Source organism: Hymenobacter humi (assembly GCF_042665855.1).
Classification (GTDB): Bacteria; Bacteroidota; Bacteroidia; order Cytophagales; family Hymenobacteraceae; genus Hymenobacter; species Hymenobacter humi.
The window spans coordinates 2,677,808-2,692,945 of the sequence record NZ_JBHTEK010000001.1 but is presented as its reverse complement, the minus strand read 5'-3'; the positions used below and the strand labels follow the sequence as shown (position 1 = coordinate 2,692,945).

9 protein-coding genes and 3 pseudogenes are annotated in these 15,138 nt (G+C 61.6%); 5 read left to right on the top strand and 7 right to left on the bottom strand.

Annotated elements, in window-relative coordinates; genetic code table 11:
• The first annotated feature begins 79 nt into the window (after positions 1-79).
• Positions 80-991, top strand: a complete 912-nt coding sequence (locus tag ACFQT0_RS15145) for a DUF4846 domain-containing protein (protein ID WP_380203951.1) — start codon at positions 80-82, stop codon at positions 989-991.
• A 181-nt stretch (positions 992-1,172) separates the two neighbouring features.
• Here ACFQT0_RS15145 and ACFQT0_RS15140 read toward each other — a convergent pair whose 3' ends face one another.
• Positions 1,173-1,826, bottom strand: a complete 654-nt coding sequence (locus ACFQT0_RS15140; protein WP_380203949.1) for an HAD family hydrolase — start codon at positions 1,824-1,826, stop codon at positions 1,173-1,175.
• A gap of 190 nt (positions 1,827-2,016) precedes the next feature.
• Between ACFQT0_RS15140 and ACFQT0_RS15135 the strand changes: the two genes are divergently transcribed.
• The 3 genes from ACFQT0_RS15135 to ACFQT0_RS15125 all read left to right on the top strand — a co-directional run bounded on the left by ACFQT0_RS15135 (position 2,017) and on the right by ACFQT0_RS15125 (position 6,652).
• Positions 2,017-2,484 carry a Sir2 family NAD-dependent protein deacetylase gene (locus ACFQT0_RS15135; protein WP_380203947.1) on the top strand — a complete coding sequence of 156 codons (468 nt, stop codon included), beginning with the start codon at positions 2,017-2,019 and terminating at the stop codon, positions 2,482-2,484.
• The gene (locus ACFQT0_RS15130) at positions 2,457-2,711 is read left to right on the top strand and encodes a hypothetical protein (protein WP_380203945.1); all 255 of its coding nucleotides are present in this window, start codon (positions 2,457-2,459) and stop codon (positions 2,709-2,711) included. The genes ACFQT0_RS15135 and ACFQT0_RS15130 overlap by 28 nt, the downstream gene beginning before the upstream one ends.
• 1,682 nt (positions 2,712-4,393) lie before the next feature.
• A complete protein-coding gene (locus tag ACFQT0_RS15125) occupies positions 4,394-6,652 on the top strand; it encodes a hypothetical protein (RefSeq protein ID WP_380203943.1) in 2,259 nt (752 codons plus the stop codon).
• Positions 6,653-6,707: 55 nt separating this feature from the next.
• Here the strand turns inward: ACFQT0_RS15125 and ACFQT0_RS15120 are convergent, their stop codons facing one another.
• A complete protein-coding gene (locus ACFQT0_RS15120) occupies positions 6,708-7,085 on the bottom strand; it encodes a hypothetical protein (RefSeq protein WP_380203941.1) in 378 nt (125 codons plus the stop codon).
• Positions 7,078-7,374 carry a hypothetical protein gene (locus ACFQT0_RS15115; protein WP_380203939.1) on the bottom strand — a complete coding sequence of 99 codons (297 nt, stop codon included), beginning with the start codon at positions 7,372-7,374 and terminating at the stop codon, positions 7,078-7,080. Before ACFQT0_RS15115 ends, ACFQT0_RS15120 begins: the two co-directional genes overlap by 8 nt.
• Before the next feature lie 180 nt (positions 7,375-7,554).
• Here ACFQT0_RS15115 and ACFQT0_RS15110 point away from each other — a divergent pair, with 180 nt between their 5' ends.
• A complete protein-coding gene (locus ACFQT0_RS15110) occupies positions 7,555-8,550 on the top strand; it encodes a Ppx/GppA phosphatase family protein (RefSeq protein ID WP_380203937.1) in 996 nt (331 codons plus the stop codon).
• A gap of 180 nt (positions 8,551-8,730) precedes the next feature.
• Here ACFQT0_RS15110 and ppk1 read toward each other — a convergent pair.
• The 4 genes and pseudogenes from ppk1 to ACFQT0_RS15090 all read right to left on the bottom strand — a co-directional run bounded on the left by ppk1 (position 8,731) and on the right by ACFQT0_RS15090 (position 15,112).
• Positions 8,731-11,090 (bottom strand): annotated as a pseudogene (gene ppk1, locus ACFQT0_RS15105) (polyphosphate kinase 1).
• Between the two features lie 54 nt (positions 11,091-11,144).
• A complete protein-coding gene (locus tag ACFQT0_RS15100; protein WP_380203935.1) occupies positions 11,145-11,525 on the bottom strand; it encodes a RidA family protein in 381 nt (126 codons plus the stop codon).
• Between the two features lie 202 nt (positions 11,526-11,727).
• Positions 11,728-13,723 (bottom strand): annotated as a pseudogene (gene gyrB, locus ACFQT0_RS15095) (DNA topoisomerase (ATP-hydrolyzing) subunit B).
• 373 nt (positions 13,724-14,096) lie between these two features.
• A pseudogene (locus ACFQT0_RS15090) lies at positions 14,097-15,112 on the bottom strand (LLM class flavin-dependent oxidoreductase).
• Between the last annotated feature and the right edge of the window lie 26 nt (positions 15,113-15,138).

Below are 15,138 nucleotides of genomic sequence, written 5' to 3'. Positions count from 1 at the left end.
CTGGGTCTAAATACGTTAGGTCCGCAATATTGAGATGTAAAAGCCCGCTTCGTGCGGGCTTTTTCGTACCCTGCGACCGATGACCAAGCGCGTATTTATTCCTCTGGCCGCTCTTGCGCTACTGGCCTGCGCCAACCCGAAACCGGCAGAATCAGCTCAACCCGGCACATCTGCTGATGATTACAGAGAGCAGCCGCCCACATCACTGCTTAGCCGGCCGCCGGGCTTGAAGTACCTGTGGCTGCCCACGCCGCCCCAGGCCCGACAGTCGTTGGCGGTGCGCTTTCCGGCTCCGGCCGGGTGCCAGCGCATACCCGTGGCAGCGGGCTCCTGGGGCGAGTGGCTGCGGTGGCTGCCGCTACAGCCGGCCGGCACCGTGGCCCGCACCTACCTCGGCGCCCGCAAGGCCCGGCAGGAAGTGGTGGCGGCCGTGGTCAACATCGACACCGGCACACAGGACCTGCAGCAATGCGCCGACGCCGTTATCCGCCTGCGGGCCGAGTACGTCTTCAGCCATGACCCCAACAAGGTGCATTTTCACTTCACCACGGGCTACGACTTCTGGTTTTCCGACTTTGTCGCGGGCAAGACCTTTAAGGTGGTGGGCGAAGAAGTTCTCCCCGCCAAGCGGCCCGCCGAACTACCCACGCACGCGGCGCTGGCGCGTTACCTCATCCCCACATTCGGCTACGCGGGCACGCTCTCGCTCAGCCGCGAGCTTGCCAGCAAGCCGCTGGGCGCGGTGCAGCCGGGCGACGTGCTCATTCATGGCGGCGCGCCGGGCCATGCCGTGCTGGTAGTGGACGTGGCCGAAAACATGAAGACCCACCGCAAGTTTATGCTGCTGGCCCAGAGCTACATGCCGGCCCAGGACATGCACCTGCTGCAACCCGACGAAGGCCGCAGCGCCTGGTTTGCGGTAGACACAGAAAGCGACATCCTGACTACGCCAGAATGGGACTTCGGGGCGGATGAGCTCAAGAGCTTTTAGGCTGCGAGCCGGGCCTGTTCCCTACCCTTTCTGGTCATCTTCTGGTCGTCGCTCTGCTACCGGTGAGGCTTGGCGGTCACTTTGCCGAAACGGTAGTTGAGCTAATGCGCCGGTGCTGGGATTACACGCCCAGGCCAGCAGTCCAGCTGACCAGAAATTAATTAGCTCAATTTCAAATAGCTCAACCAGCGACGATGCTGGCCGGACTCAACTCCGAGAAGTGCTGGATGATGCGGTCAGCGTGGCGCAGGTCCTGGCCCGCTGAGTGCGGGCTGGCGTAGCCGATGCAGTAGATGCCCGCTGCCTTGGCCGCCGTCACACCGTTGGCGGAGTCTTCGATGACAAGACACTCGGCCACGGGCGTTTCGGCCAGGGCCGCCGCGTGCCGGAAGATGGCCGGGTCGGGCTTGGAGCGCACAAAGTCTTCGCCGCTGACGACGTGCGTGAAATACGGCCCCAGCGCAAACCGCTGGAACACCCGCGCAATGGTCGCCTTCGACGCCGACGACGCCACCACCAGGCGCACGCCGTGGGCCCGCAAGTTTTCGATGAGCGCGCGCACGCCCGGCAGCAGGTCGAGGTCGGCATCTTCGTCGAAGAGCTGATTAAACACGGCGCGCTTGCGCAAGAGCAGGCTTTCCACGTCCTGGGTTAAGCCGTATTCCTGCTGCAGCCGCTGAAACACGTTGCGCGTTGAGCCACCCAGAAACGTCGCGTATTCGGCCTCGGTAATGGCCAGGCCCAGCTCGGCAAATTGTGTGAAGAAGGCGCGGTGATGCAGGGGCTCGGTGTCGATGATGACACCATCCATGTCAAATATTACAGTGCGAATCATAGGGCGGGCTCGTGGCGGCGTAGCAAAGGTACCCGCCGCCTGGCTTCGCCTGCGGCTTAGCTCGTGTTTGTTCGGGCCCGCCGCATATGCGGGCATTTTGCGTTGCTTTGTGCGCTTGCCTGGCGCCCCGGCGGTACCCCGGGAGCCGGTTTTAACGTTTCTAGCTGTTCATGCTTATTTTACTTCTGCTATGTCTGCCACTAAACACCTCGTTGTGCTCACCGGCGCCGGCGTTTCGGCCGAGTCGGGCATCCGCACCTTTCGCGATTCCAACGGCCTCTGGGAAAACCACCGCGTGGAAGACGTCGCCTCGCCCGAAGGCTTTGCCCGCAACCCCGCCCTGGTGCTCGATTTCTACAACCAGCGCCGGGCGCAGGCCCGCACCGTGGAGCCCAACGCGGCCCACCTGGCCCTGGCCGGCTTCGAAGAGGCACCGGGCTGGCGCGTCACCGTCATCACGCAAAACGTGGACGACCTGCACGAGCGCGCCGGCTCTTCCGAAGTCATCCACTTGCACGGCATGCTGAACAAGATGCGTTCTATTAAAAACGAAACGCTGGTGTACGAGTGCCCCGGCGACATCCGGGTGGGCGACCTCGCCCCCGACGGCGGGCGCTGCGCCCCCACATCGTGTGGTTCGGCGAGCTGGTACCCCTGATTGAGCAGGCCGCCGAAGTGGCCGGCACGGCCGATGTCCTGCTCGTCGTGGGCACCTCCCTGCAGGTATACCCCGCCGCGGGGCTGCTGCACTACGCGCCCACCAATTGCCCCGTCTACGTCATCGACCCACACCAGCCTGCGGCTGGCCGGCGCGGGGTGCGGTACGTGGCCGAAGCCGCCACCACGGGAGTGCCCAGGATTTTGAGGGAGCTGGCCGCGGAGTAAGGGCGCTATAGCCCAACTTGAGCAGGAATAAAGCACAGGCGCCCAGGGTGGCGTCGCTGCTTTTTATTCACCTAAATATTCCAGGTCTGCATACCGCAATAGCAGCTGCTGCAGAGGCGTAGCTGCGCCGCACAACCAAGGGTTGGGATTTTCGCGTACCTATTGCCCTACTTTTCGGGCTAAAGGCCGTAAGACACGATATATCTCACTGTTTATGCATCGTTTTTTACCGTTCTTACTGGCCGGGGGCCTATTGCTGGCTGGTTTTGCGCACGCGCAAGTATCCCAGCCGGCTCACACGGTGTTCCTGTTGGGGAACACGGCCCAGCCCAACTTGCCCGCCGAACGCCTCCGGCAGCTGCGCCAAACCCTGGAGCAGCAACCCGGCCCGTTCACCGTGGTTCACCTGGGCGACATCGTGAGCAACACCGGGCTGGCGGCCAAAGGCGACTCGGCCCTGGCCCAGGCCGACCGCAGCCGCGCCGATGCCCTGATTGCCCTGGTAAAAGGCCTGCCCCAGGGCAAAATCTACTTTCTGCCCGGCGATAAGGACTGGGCCAACTCCGGCCCGGCGGGCCTGAAAGCCGTGCGCCGCCTCGAGAAGTACATCGAAAAGCAGCTGCCCGGCCAAAATGCCTTTCTGCCCACCAACGGCTGCCCCGGTCCCGAAGTAGTAGACGTGGCCCCGCTGGTGCGCCTGGTGGCCATCAACACCCCATGGTTTACGCACCCCTTCGACCGCCCTGAGGCCCCGGACACCGACTGCAAAACCCTCACGAAAGAGGAATTCCGCGAGCAGCTGCAGGACATTATCGCCGACACCAAGGGCCGTAACCTGCTGCTCGTGGGCCACCACCCCGTTCTGAGCAACGGCGTGTATGGTGGCAGCCAGCCCCTCTCGCGCCACCTCAGCCCGCCCGTGCTCGGCACTATCTACGCTGCTTACCGCCAGAACGTGGGCTCCCCGCGCGACCTCGCCAACCCGCGCTACCAGGAGCTGCGCAAAGAGCTGCTGAATACCCTGCAAAGCAACCCCGGCGTGGTGTACGCCGCCGCGCACGACTATAGCCTGCAGCTCACGCCCTTTCAGGGCAACTACCACCTGGTGAGCGGTAGCTTTGCCGAAAACCAGCACGTGGGCCCGCAGGGCGCGGCCCTCTACAGCAAAAGCGAAGACGGCTATTCTACCCTGGAATACTACGCCGACGGCACGGTGAAAACGCATTTTTACACCTTCGGGGCCGCCGCGGAACCGGTAAAGGAAGCTTTCACCACCACGTTGTTCCGCTCTGCTTGCGTGGCCAGTGCGGGCACGCAGGCCCCCGTCAATCCTTTCTTGTCCGACTGCCCCGGCGCGGCCAAAACCGAGGCCGAAGCCAAGCCCGATGCGCCCTTCCAGCCCACTACGACCGTGGTGCCCGGCCCCGAATACAAAGGCACTGGGGCGAAGCGCTTGTTCCTGGGCAGCAACTACCGCTCGTCGTGGCTGCAGCCCGTGGCCGTGCCCACGCTGGACCTGGCCACCGAGAAAGGCGGCCTGCGCCCTTACGGCAAGGGCGGCGGCCGCCAAACCACGTCCCTTAAGCTCATTGCGGCCGACAGCTCCGAGTACGTGTTCCGCTCCGTAGACAAGGACGTAACCCGCATTCTCCCGCCCGAGCTGCGCAATTCGGTAGCGGCCGATGTGCTCCGCGACATCACGGCCACGGCCCACCCGTACTCGGCACTGGTCACCGGCGCGCTGCTCGATAAGACCGATATTCTGCACGCCCGGCCCCGCCTGTTTCGCCTGCCCGACAACCAGCAGGCTCGGCCCCTACCGCGAGCAGTACGCCGGCCTGCTCGGCACCCTCGAAGACAGCCCCAAGGACCCCAAGCCCAACCTGCCCGGCTTTGGCAACTCCGATGAGGTAACCCGCAGCTTCAGCTTCTTCCGCAAGCTGTATAAAGACAACGACAACCGCATCGATGCGCCCGCCCTGGCCCGCGCCCGCGCCTTCGACATGCTGGTGGCCGACTTCGGCAAGCACGAAGACAACTGGAAGTGGGCCGGCTACAAACAGGCCGATGGCCGCGTGCTCTACCGCCCCATCCCGCGCGACCGCGACCAGAGCTTCACCCTCTGGAATGGCCTGCTCACCTACCTCGCCAACCGCGAGTGGGCCGTGCCCAGCATCGAGGATTTCCAGGAAGATTTCCACGACCTGAAAAGCCTCAACTGGCCGGCTCGCCACCTCGACCGCTTCCTGCTCCAGGGCCTCAGCCGGGAGCAGTGGCAGGAGGCCGCCAAGTACCTGCAGGCCCGCCTCACCCCCGCCGCCATTGATGAAGCCACTGCTAAACTACCTGCTGAAATTCAGACCTTATCTGGCAACGACCTCAACCGTAAGTTAAAGTCGCGTATTCAGAAATTGCCAAAGGCGCTGGATGACTACTACCTTTTGCTGGCCAAGCGGGTCGACGTGGTGGGCAGCAATAAAGGCGAGGTGTTTCTGGTGAACCGGCTGCCCACGGGGCAGGTGCGCGTCCAGATGTTTGACCGCGCCAAAGAGGGCGACGGGCCCAACGGCGCGGCCCTTTTTGACCGCACGTTTCAGCCCAACGAAACTGAGGAAGTGTGCCTGTACGGCCTCGACGGCCGGGACATATTTACCGTTACGGGCGAGGGCGGCAACCACAGCATTCTGGTGCGCGTCATCGGCGGCGACGGCAAGGACCGGATTGCCGACGACTCGCGTGCGGGCGGGCTGCGCTCCAAAACCAAGGTGTACGACGTGCCCGATACCGACCTGAAACTGGGGCCGGAATCGGACAACCGCACCAGCACCCGAGTAGGTGTGAATGCCTACGACCGGGAGCAGTTTGAGTACAACACCTACCGGCCCAGCATCGGCCTGGGCTACAACCGCAACGACGGCTTCACGGCCAGCGCGGGCGTCACCTTTCTGCGCCCGGGCTTCCGCAAGCCCGGCTACCAAAGCCGGTACTCCATCAACGCCGAAGCCAGCACGGGCGGGCAGCGGCAGCTCACCGTGGGCACCCGCCACCGCTACGCCATCGGCAAGGTCGATGCCGGCGCCGAAGCCAGCTACGGCAACTTCTTTCCCTACTACAATTTCTTTGGCCTGGGCAACAACACCACGCTCGACCAGGACCAATATGACAACAAGTTTTACCGGGCCCGGTACCGCGGCTTCACGCTCAACGCCTTCCTGGAACGCACGTTTTGGCAGCGCAGCCTTATCCGGGTGGGCCCGGCTTTCGAGTACTACGTCACCGACTTTGCGCCCGCCAGCTACCTGGGCTCATTGGAAACAACGCCCGGCACGGAACAGATTCGGCCCAATTCCAGCCTGCAGCGCCTGGTTGGGCTAAATGCCGTGTTGGACCTCGACCTGCGCGACCGCCAGGCATTTGCCCGACACGGCGTGCGCCTCCGGGCCCAGCACGAAACGTATCGCCAGCTCTCGGGCCCGCAAAGCACCTTCGGCCTCACGCAGGGCTTTGCCGAGTACTACGGCACGGCCAAGCTGCTGCTCCCCATCACGCTGGTGGTAAAAGGTGGCGGGGCCAAAAACTACGGGCCGAGCCAGGACATTCCCTTCTACAAGTTCACTTCCCTGGGCTTGCGCGAGGGCCTGCGGGGCTACTACCGCAACCGCTTCAACGGCGACGCCAGCCTCTACTACAACACTGAGTTGCGCGTGGCGTTGGGCCAGGTCAAGAACGGTTTTCTGCCTTTTTACTACGGCATCTTTGGCTTCTACGACCAGGGCCGGGTGTACTACCAGGGCAATTCGCCCGACGGCTGGCACTCGGGCTACGGCGGCGGATTTTACATCGCGCCAGTGGTAGAAACCCTGGCTTTTTCCATCTCCTACCAGCAGTCAAAGGAAAGCACGCTCCTCCAGTTTGGGCTGGGCTTCAACATCGACAAGTAGCGCAGCAAGTGCGGCTTGTGGAAGCTTACGGATTCGTGTGTTCCCCGATTGTGGCTCAATATAATAGTTCAAGTCGCGAGCGGTCTGCTTGCGTCATCCCAGGAGTTTGCTCGGGGCGCGGACGCAGCATTTTGTAGAGGCTGGCCACGTGACTGAACAGCACCACCGGCACAATGAACGCCGGCAGCCACACAAAGGGAAAGCGCATCACGGCCACGTTGGGCTGCTCGAAGGCTAATTGCTGCGCGGGTGTTGGGGCCGCGAGCAAGGCCAGTCCCACAATATTGGCCAGCAGGGCCAACGACGCCACGTGCCACGCCAGCAGCCAGCCCCGGCCCAGCTGCTGGCGGCGCAACAATCCTTCCACCACCAGCGCCGTGAGTCCCGCCAGAATGTCGAAGTTGCGGCCTTCAAACGTCATCAGCTCAGGCACCAGGCGGTATGCCGCCAGGGCATACAAGCCCAGGCTCCACGCCCACCCGCACCACGCTGATAGCTGCCAAATCGGCCATTGGCAAGCGCGTTATCCAGCGGCGACCCCGTGCCGAAACCATAACAGCCACCATCAATAACACCGCGGGCAGAATGGCGCCCACTACCAGGCGCGGCGGCAGCGCCTCAAGGTGCGTTTGGTAGAAGCCGGCCACCGCCAGGGCAGCCTGCACGGCCAGCCAAACTCCGGTGAGCAGCCAGTATCGCAGGGGTTCCCGCCAGCCCGGCATACGGCTCGGCCCAACAGCAAGGCCGTTAGCCCCGTACAGCCTACGAAGAGCGCACCAATCCAGGCCGGAACCGGTGCATTCAGATATTCCAGATTAGCTGCGGGCATATTGCAAGGGCGCCAGAAAAGGATTGGCGGCCCAATGTACTGCCCGTAGCCATTGTGCCGTAATTTCGTACTTATGAATTATCCGCTTCGCAAACTTGCCGCCATCGATATAGGGTCAAACGCTGTTCGGTGCCAGATATCGGCGGTACTTTATTACGAAGGACGCTACCGGCTCAAGCGCGTGGAGTACGTGCGCTTTCCCATGCGTCTGGGCGAAGACGTGTTTGCCTCCGGTCAGATATCGCCGGCCAAAGAAGAAAAGTTTGTCAAGTTTCTGCACTCGCTGAAGCTGCTGATGGAGGTGCACGAAGTCTGCCACTACCTGGTGTGTGCCACGTCGGCCATGCGTTCGGCCAGCAACGGCGCGGCCATCAAGGCCCGCGTGCATCGGGAGTTGGGCATGGACATCAAGGTGATTGACGGCCAGGACGAAGCCTTTTTCATCAACCGCGTCATCGAGCACCTGCTCGAAGACAACAAGCACTACCTACACATCGACGTGGGTGGCGGCAGCACCGAGTTCAACATCTACCACGACCGTCGCAAGGTGGCCGCCCAGTCGTTCGAAATCGGCTCAATTCGCCGGATGCAGCAGGAAGAAAGCGGCGACGCCAACACCGAAGCCCAAGCCGAGCTCTGGGCCCGGATGGAAGCCTGGGTGCGCGAGCACGCCCGCAAGCACCACGTCACCCGCGCCATCGGCACGGGCGGCAACATCAACAAAATCTACAGCCTCTCGCCGGCCGCGCCCAACAAGCCCATCACCAAGCGCAGCATCGACACCATCCTCACGCGCCTCTCCGGCCTGAGCATGGAGCAGCGCGTGAATGTGGCCATGCTCAACCCCGACCGGGCCGATGTCATCGTGCCGGCCGGGCATATCTACCTCTCGGCCATGGAATGGGCCGGCATTAACAGCATGCTCGTGCCCGACATTGGGCTAAAAGACGGCATGCTGCAGTCCCTGTTCGAAGACTTCTTCGACGAGCTCAACCCGCATCCGGAGACCGGCCATCCTGCTCACTTGCCTGTACCGGCCATGCAGAACCATCCGGCGGAGATGGAGTAAGCAGCGGAACCTCACCCCCGGCCCCTCCCCAAAAAAGAGGGGAGCCACGGCACAAGGGTTAGCTCAATTCCGAAAGTAAAAAAGCCCTGGCTCAATATTGAGCGAGGGCTTTTCATTTGATTCCTTCACGTCAGGCTCCCCTCTCTTTTGGAGAGGGGCCGGGGGTGAGGTTGCTACGCCCTAACTCGGAACGACCAACTCCCCCACGCCTTCCTCGTCGATGTGTCCAACGGGCGTGGCATCGTCTTCGCACACCTCTATCTCCTCGTGCTCGCCTTCGCCGAAGGCATCGTCGCCGGCGGCTTCGCTGGCTTCGAGCGCGGCCTGGGCAGCGGCTTCTTCTGCGATGCCGAGGGCTTCGGCTACGTCGAGGCGGCGCTGGGCTTGTACGTCGAGCAGGGCGAGCATGCCTTCGGGAGTGGCCGTGGCGAGCTGGGCTTCATCGCGCCGGAAGAAGTCTTTGTGCACGTTTACCACCGGCTCGCCGGGGGCGGGGTGCTGGCGAATGTAGGCGCCGTCCTCCCGCATCACGTAGCTATTTTGATTGTCCATCATATTCATCATCAGAATATTGATGGCTTCTCGTTTAAGCTGCGGATTAACAATCAGGAACAGCGCTTCGATGCGCCGGTCGAAGGAACGCACCATGATATCGGCCGAGCCGGCGTACACCTTGGCATCTCCCCCGTTGTGGAAATAGAAGAGGCGCGTGTGCTCCAGATACTCGCCCACAATGCTCCGCACCTCGATGTTGTCGCTCAGGCCCGGCCGCCCCGGCCGCAGGCAGCAGATGCCGCGCACCACAAACCGGATGGGCACGCCAAACTTCGCCGCCTTGTAAAACTCATCGATAATTTCCTTGTCCTCGAGCGAATTCATCTTCATCACGATGCCGCTCGGCAGGCCTTTTTGGCGTACTTCACTTCCTCCCGGATGAGGTGGATGAGTTGCTGGCGCATGTCTTTGGGCGCCGTGATCAGATACTCGTAGTCGTCGGGCTGCGAGTGGCCGGTGATGACGTTGAAGAATTCCGACACGTCGTGGCCGTACACGTCGTTGGTCGTGAGCAGGCTCACGTCGGTGTACAGGCGCGAGGTCTGCTCGTTGTAGTTGCCCGAGCCGATGTGCACGTAGCGCGTCACCTTCTCCCTTCCTTGCGGATAATCATGAGCAGCTTGGTGTGCGTCTTGTACTTGCTCACGCCGTAAATCACGAAGCAGCCGGCCTTCTCCAGCCGGGCGCCTTCGCGGATGTTCTTCTCCTCGTCGAACCGGGCCTTTACCTCAAACAGCACCGACACGTGCTTGCCGTTTTCGGCCGCCTTCAGCAGCGCGGCCGACACGCGGGAGTCATCGGCTAGGCGGTAGATGGTTTGCTTGATGCCCAGCACGTGCGGGTCGACGGCGGCCTGCTCCAGCAGGCGCACCATGGGCTCGATGCTGTTATACGGGTGGTGCAAGAGCACATCGTGCGTCTTGAGGTACTCAAACATGTTTTCCTCGGCGCCATCGGGCAGGCTGAGGGGCGCCACGCTCGAGGGCAGCTTGGGCGTCTTGCCCCGGAAAGCAGGGTGCTTCACTATCTGCCACAAGCCCTTCAGGTCGATGAGGGAGTTGATGACGAAGACGTTGCCGTTGTCGATGTTCCACCGCTCGCGCAGCACGTTCATGAGAACCGGCGAGGCGTTGGGCTCCACTTCCACGCGCACCACGCGGCCGCGCTTGCGGGTTTTCAGCCCAACCTGAATTTCCTTGATGAAGTCGTTGTCGATGTCGTCGGACTCTTCCAGCGTGAAGTCGCCGTTGCGGGTGATGCGGAACAGGTTGGCCGCCACAATCTCCACGTTGCGGAACAGGCGCGGGAGGAACTCGCGCACCACCTCTTCGATGGGCACAAAGATGACCTTGTCCTTGCGCGTGAGCTCAAAGAAGCGGGTCAGGTTCTGGGGAATCTGAACGAAGGTGAGCCGCTCCTGCCCTTTTTCGGCCTCGCCATCCAGCCCAATGGCCAGGCCATTGCCAATGCGCGTGACTACCCCAAAGATGAGCATCTGGTTCATCATCAGCGGGAAGCCGTGGTAGGCGTCGTACACCATCGGCGTGAGCAGCGGAAACACGGTGTTCTTGAAAAAGCCGTCCACCTTCTTCACTTCCAGCTCCGTGAGGTCGGCCATCCTCAGGATGTTGAAGCCGTTCTTCTCGAAGTTGGGCCGCAGGCTCGTTCAGATAGGTCAGGCTCTGGTCGTTCACGAAGCGGTGCGCAAAGTCCAGCAGCTTACGCCGGAAGGGCAGCTCCCGCAGGCCCGAGTAGTCTATCCGCTCCTTGCCGTAGTCCAGATAGTTGTACAGCGAGCCCACCCGAATCATGAAAAACTCGTCCAGGTTAGAGCTGGTGATGGCCAGAAACTTGAGCTTATCGAAGATGCTGCGGCTGGGGTCCTGCACCTGGTCGAGCACGCGGTAGTTAAAGCGCAGCCAGCTCAGGTCGCGGCTGATGTACTTGCTTTTGCGAATGAGGTCGGCAGACTTGAAGAGCTTCATAGTGGATAGGAAAGACAGGGCAAAATACGGCGAAACGGCCCCGGGTAAGCTATTTTACAAGGAAATAAGGGCCGTGGCTTCGATTTCAACCAGCAACCGCGGGTCAATCAGCGCCTTAACTTCAACCATGGACGTCGCCGGCCGGATAGCGCCAAAGACCTCCCCGTGCGCTCGCCCCACGGCTTCCCACTGGGTGATATCGGTAACGTACATGCGCGTGCGCACCACATCTTGAAACGACGCACCGGCCTCAGTTAGTGCCGCCCCAATTTTTTCCAATATTCGCTTGGTCTGGGTATAAGCATCGGCGCCCGTCACGGCGTCGCCGTCCTGGGCCGTGGTGCCGGCCACTTCTACCACGTTGCCCACGCGCACGGCCCGCGAGTAGCCCACGATATATTCCCAGGGAGCGCCGGAAGAAATCAGCTGTCGCATAAGATTTATAAAAGTTAATTCGCACCAAACCAGGCCGTCATGCTGAGCGCAGTCGAAGCATCTCTACCGCGGAAGTAATCCAAACGAGAGGATTTACTGCTGCAGTAGAGATACTTCGACTGCGCTCAGCATGACGGCTTTTAGAAAAGTGAACAAAAAGAAAAGGCCCGCTTTGCAGCGGGCCTTTGCAGTGGCGTGGGGCTTACACGTCCAGTTTCGCGTACTTGGCGTTGCGTTCAATGAAGTCGCGGCGGGGCGCTACTTCGTCGCCCATCAGCATCGAGAACAGGTGGTCGGCTTCGGCGGCCGATTCTACCGTTACCTGCTTCAGGGTGCGGGTCATGGGCTGCATGGTGGTGGTCCAGAGCTGCTCGGCGTTCATTTCGCCAAGACCTTTGTAGCGCTGCACGTTCACCGTTTCGGGCTTGCCGCGGCCGAGGTCTTCCTGGGCCTGGCTGCGCTCCTCTTCGGTCCAGCAGTAGCGCTCTTCCTTGCCGCGCTTCACGAGGTAGAGCGGCGGCAGGGCAATGTAGATAAAGCCCCGGTCCACCAGGCTCGCGCATATAGCGGAAGAAGAAGGTCAGAATCAGCGTGCGGATGTGCGAGCCGTCGATGTCGGCGTCGGTCATGATGATGACCTTGTGGTAGCGCAGCTTGCTGAAGTTCAGCGGGCCCGATTCGGTACCGTCGTCGTCGGTCGTGAAGGCCAGCGACTTGCGCTCGTTGAAGCTCACGCCCAACGCGGTAATCATGTTCTTGATTTCCTCGTTTTCCAGGATGCGGTGCTCCTGGGCTTTCTCCACGTTCAGGATTTTACCGCGCAGCGGCAGAATGGCCTGGAAGGCGCGGTTGCGGCCCTGTTTGGCGGTGCCACCGGCCGAGTCGCCTTCGACGAGGTACAGCTCGCAGATTTCGGGGTCCGACTCCGAGCAGTCCGCCAGCTTGCCCGGCAGGCTGTTGGAGGAGAGCACGCCCTTGCGCTGCACCATGTCCTTGGCCTTGCGGGCGGCGATGCGGGCCTTAGCAGCCAGAATCACCTTCTCCATGATTTTGTTGGCCTGGTTGGGGTTCTCCTCCAGGTACTCCGTCAGGATTTCGCCCACCACCGAGTTCACGGCGCCGCTCACTTCGGAGTTGCCGAGCTTGGTTTTGGTCTGGCCTTCGAACTGGGGCTCCTGCACTTTCACCGAGATTACGGCCGTGAGGCCCTCGCGGAAGTCGTCGCCGGTGATTTCCACCTTGGCCTTTTCAAACAGCTTGTTCTTGTCGCCGTAGGTCTTCAGCACCCGCGTCACCGCCGAGCGGAAGCCCGCCACGTGCGTACCGCCTTCGATGGTGTTGATGTTGTTGACGTAGGAATAGACGTTTTCCTGGTACGAGGTATTGTACTGCAGGGCCACTTCCACGGGCGTGCCGCCCTTCTCGCTTTCCACGTAAATGGGCTCGGCCAGCAGCGAAGGGCGCTGCTCGCCGTCGAGGTACTGCACGAAGTCGCGCAGGCCACCGGTCGAGTAGAACTCTTCGCCGCGGAACTCGCCGTCGGCCAGCTTTTCGCGGCGGTCGGTGAGGGTGATGCGGATGCCTTTGTTCAGGTAAGACAGGTCGCGCAGGCGGCCGGCCACCGTGTCGTAGCGGTATTCGGTTTCGGTGAAGATGCTGGCGTCGGGCAAGAACTGCACCTCGGTGCCGTGCTCCTCGGTGTCGCCCACTTCCTTCACCGGGTACTGCGGGAAGCCAATTTTGTATTCCTGCTCGTACTTGTGGCCGTTGCGGCGCACGGTCACTTTCAGGTCGGTGCTCAGCGCGTTCACGCAGCTCACGCCCACGCCGTGCAGGCCACCGGATACTTTGTAAGAGCCTTTGTCGAACTTGCCGCCGGCGTGGAGCACGGTGAGCACCACTTCCAGGGCCGACTTGCCTTCTTTGGCGTGCCAGTCCACCGGAATGCCGCGGCCGTTGTCGCGCACGGTGATGGAGTTGTTCTCGTTGATGGTGACGTTAATCAGGTCGCAGTGGCCGGCGAGGGCTTCGTCAATCGAGTTGTCGACTACTTCCCACACCAGGTGGTGCAGGCCTTTCATGCCGGTGTCGCCGATGTACATGCTGGGCCGCTTGCGCACGGCCTCCAAGCCTTCAAGTACTTGAATGCTGTCGGCCGAATAGTCCGACTGTGCCATTTTCTCTTTCGTTTCGCTCATGTAGGCGGGATTAAATCAGGTCGTAAAACAGCCCTTCGGGTTGCTAGGTACTGAACAATCAAAAGTACTTATTTAATCCCATTTAAGCGAGATTTTGCGGTTTTTATCCCTGTAATTTTTTATTTTCTAGCCATCGTGCGCAAGCTGGCCACGGCCTCCCGGCATTTCCAAAAACAAGGGCGCAGAAAAAGGCCCACCCGTGCTGGAATGGGCCTTTTTCCTCAGATTTCAAAGCACTTAGTTCAGCTCAATTTCTCAAGGTATTGAGCCAGCAACTGAGGATTTAACCAAGGGCCCGTGCGCTCAGGGCGTCATACCTCATTAATTTCATTTTTCAGAGTTGATAGCCAGCGCTGCTGGTTCCAAAACCGAATCACGGGCCTGCATTTTGCCCATAGCCGCCAGCAGGCTCGTACGAATGCAGCCGGGCCGCGTGGTCGTAAATGTGCGACACGGCCAGCAGCTCATCGACCTGAGTGTCTGCCACAAATGCTTGCAGCCCTTGCTGTATGGTGGCGGGCCCGCCGATGTAGGAGTAAGCCATCATGTGGCCCACGGCCTCGGCTTCCATCTCGCTCCACAGGCCGCGCATGCTGTCAACGGGCGCCTGCAGCGGCTTGGTGGTGCCCCGAATAACGCCGAGAGCAAACTGGAAAAAGGACGTGGCCAGGCGCTGGGCTTCCGCGTCGGTGTCGGCCGCAATCACGTTGACGCACGCGGCAGCATAGGGCGCGGCCAGGTGCTCCGACGGCCGGAACGTGGTGCGGTACACCTGCAGCGCCGCCTCCAGGCTGCGTGGGAGCAAAATGGCTGGCAAACGCAAACGGCAAGCCCAATATCCCAGCCAGCTGCGCGCTGTAGGTGCTGGAGCCCAGCAGCCAGATGGGAATGTCTAGGCCTTCGCCGGGCACGGCCCGCACCTTATTGCCCCGGTTTTCGGCCGACAAGTACGCCTGCAGCTCCTGCACCAGGCTGCGGAAAATCGACGGCCGCTCCGGGCCCATCGCGCCGCAGGGCGCGGGCGGTGAGCGGGTCGGTCCCGGGCGCACGTCCCAAGCCCAAATCGATGCGACCGGGGTACAGCGAGGCCAGCGTGCCGAACTGCTCGGCCACCACCAGCGGCGCGTGGTTGGGCAGCATGATGCCGCCCGAGCCCACCCTAATGGTGGACGTGCCCCCGGCAATGTGCCCAATTAAAACGGCCGTGGCCGAGCTGGCGATGCTGGCCATGTTGTGGTGCTCAGCCAGCCAAAAACGCTTGTAGCCCAATTGCTCGGCATGTTGAGCTAAATCCAGGCTGTTGCGAAACGTATCGGCGGCGGTTTTCCCTTCGGTGATGGCGGCCAGGTCTAAGACCGATAACGGTATCTGTGAAATATTCTGTGGCATCGAATTAGGCATAAGATGCTACAACT

Excerpts from the sequence above, each read along its gene's own strand:
- ACFQT0_RS15145 (WP_380203951.1), top strand. The coding sequence starts at position 80 with ATGACCAAGCGCGTATTTATTCCTCTGGCCGCTCTTGCGCTACTGGCC.
- ACFQT0_RS15140 (WP_380203949.1), bottom strand. The coding sequence starts at position 1,826 with ATGATTCGCACTGTAATATTTGACATGGATGGTGTCATCATCGACACC.
- ACFQT0_RS15135 (WP_380203947.1), top strand. The coding sequence starts at position 2,017 with ATGTCTGCCACTAAACACCTCGTTGTGCTCACCGGCGCCGGCGTTTCG.
- ACFQT0_RS15125 (WP_380203943.1), top strand. The coding sequence starts at position 4,394 with ATGTGCTCCGCGACATCACGGCCACGGCCCACCCGTACTCGGCACTGG.
- ACFQT0_RS15115 (WP_380203939.1), bottom strand. The coding sequence starts at position 7,374 with ATGCCGGGCTGGCGGGAACCCCTGCGATACTGGCTGCTCACCGGAGTT.
- ACFQT0_RS15110 (WP_380203937.1), top strand. The coding sequence starts at position 7,555 with ATGAATTATCCGCTTCGCAAACTTGCCGCCATCGATATAGGGTCAAAC.
- ACFQT0_RS15100 (WP_380203935.1), bottom strand. The coding sequence starts at position 11,525 with ATGCGACAGCTGATTTCTTCCGGCGCTCCCTGGGAATATATCGTGGGC.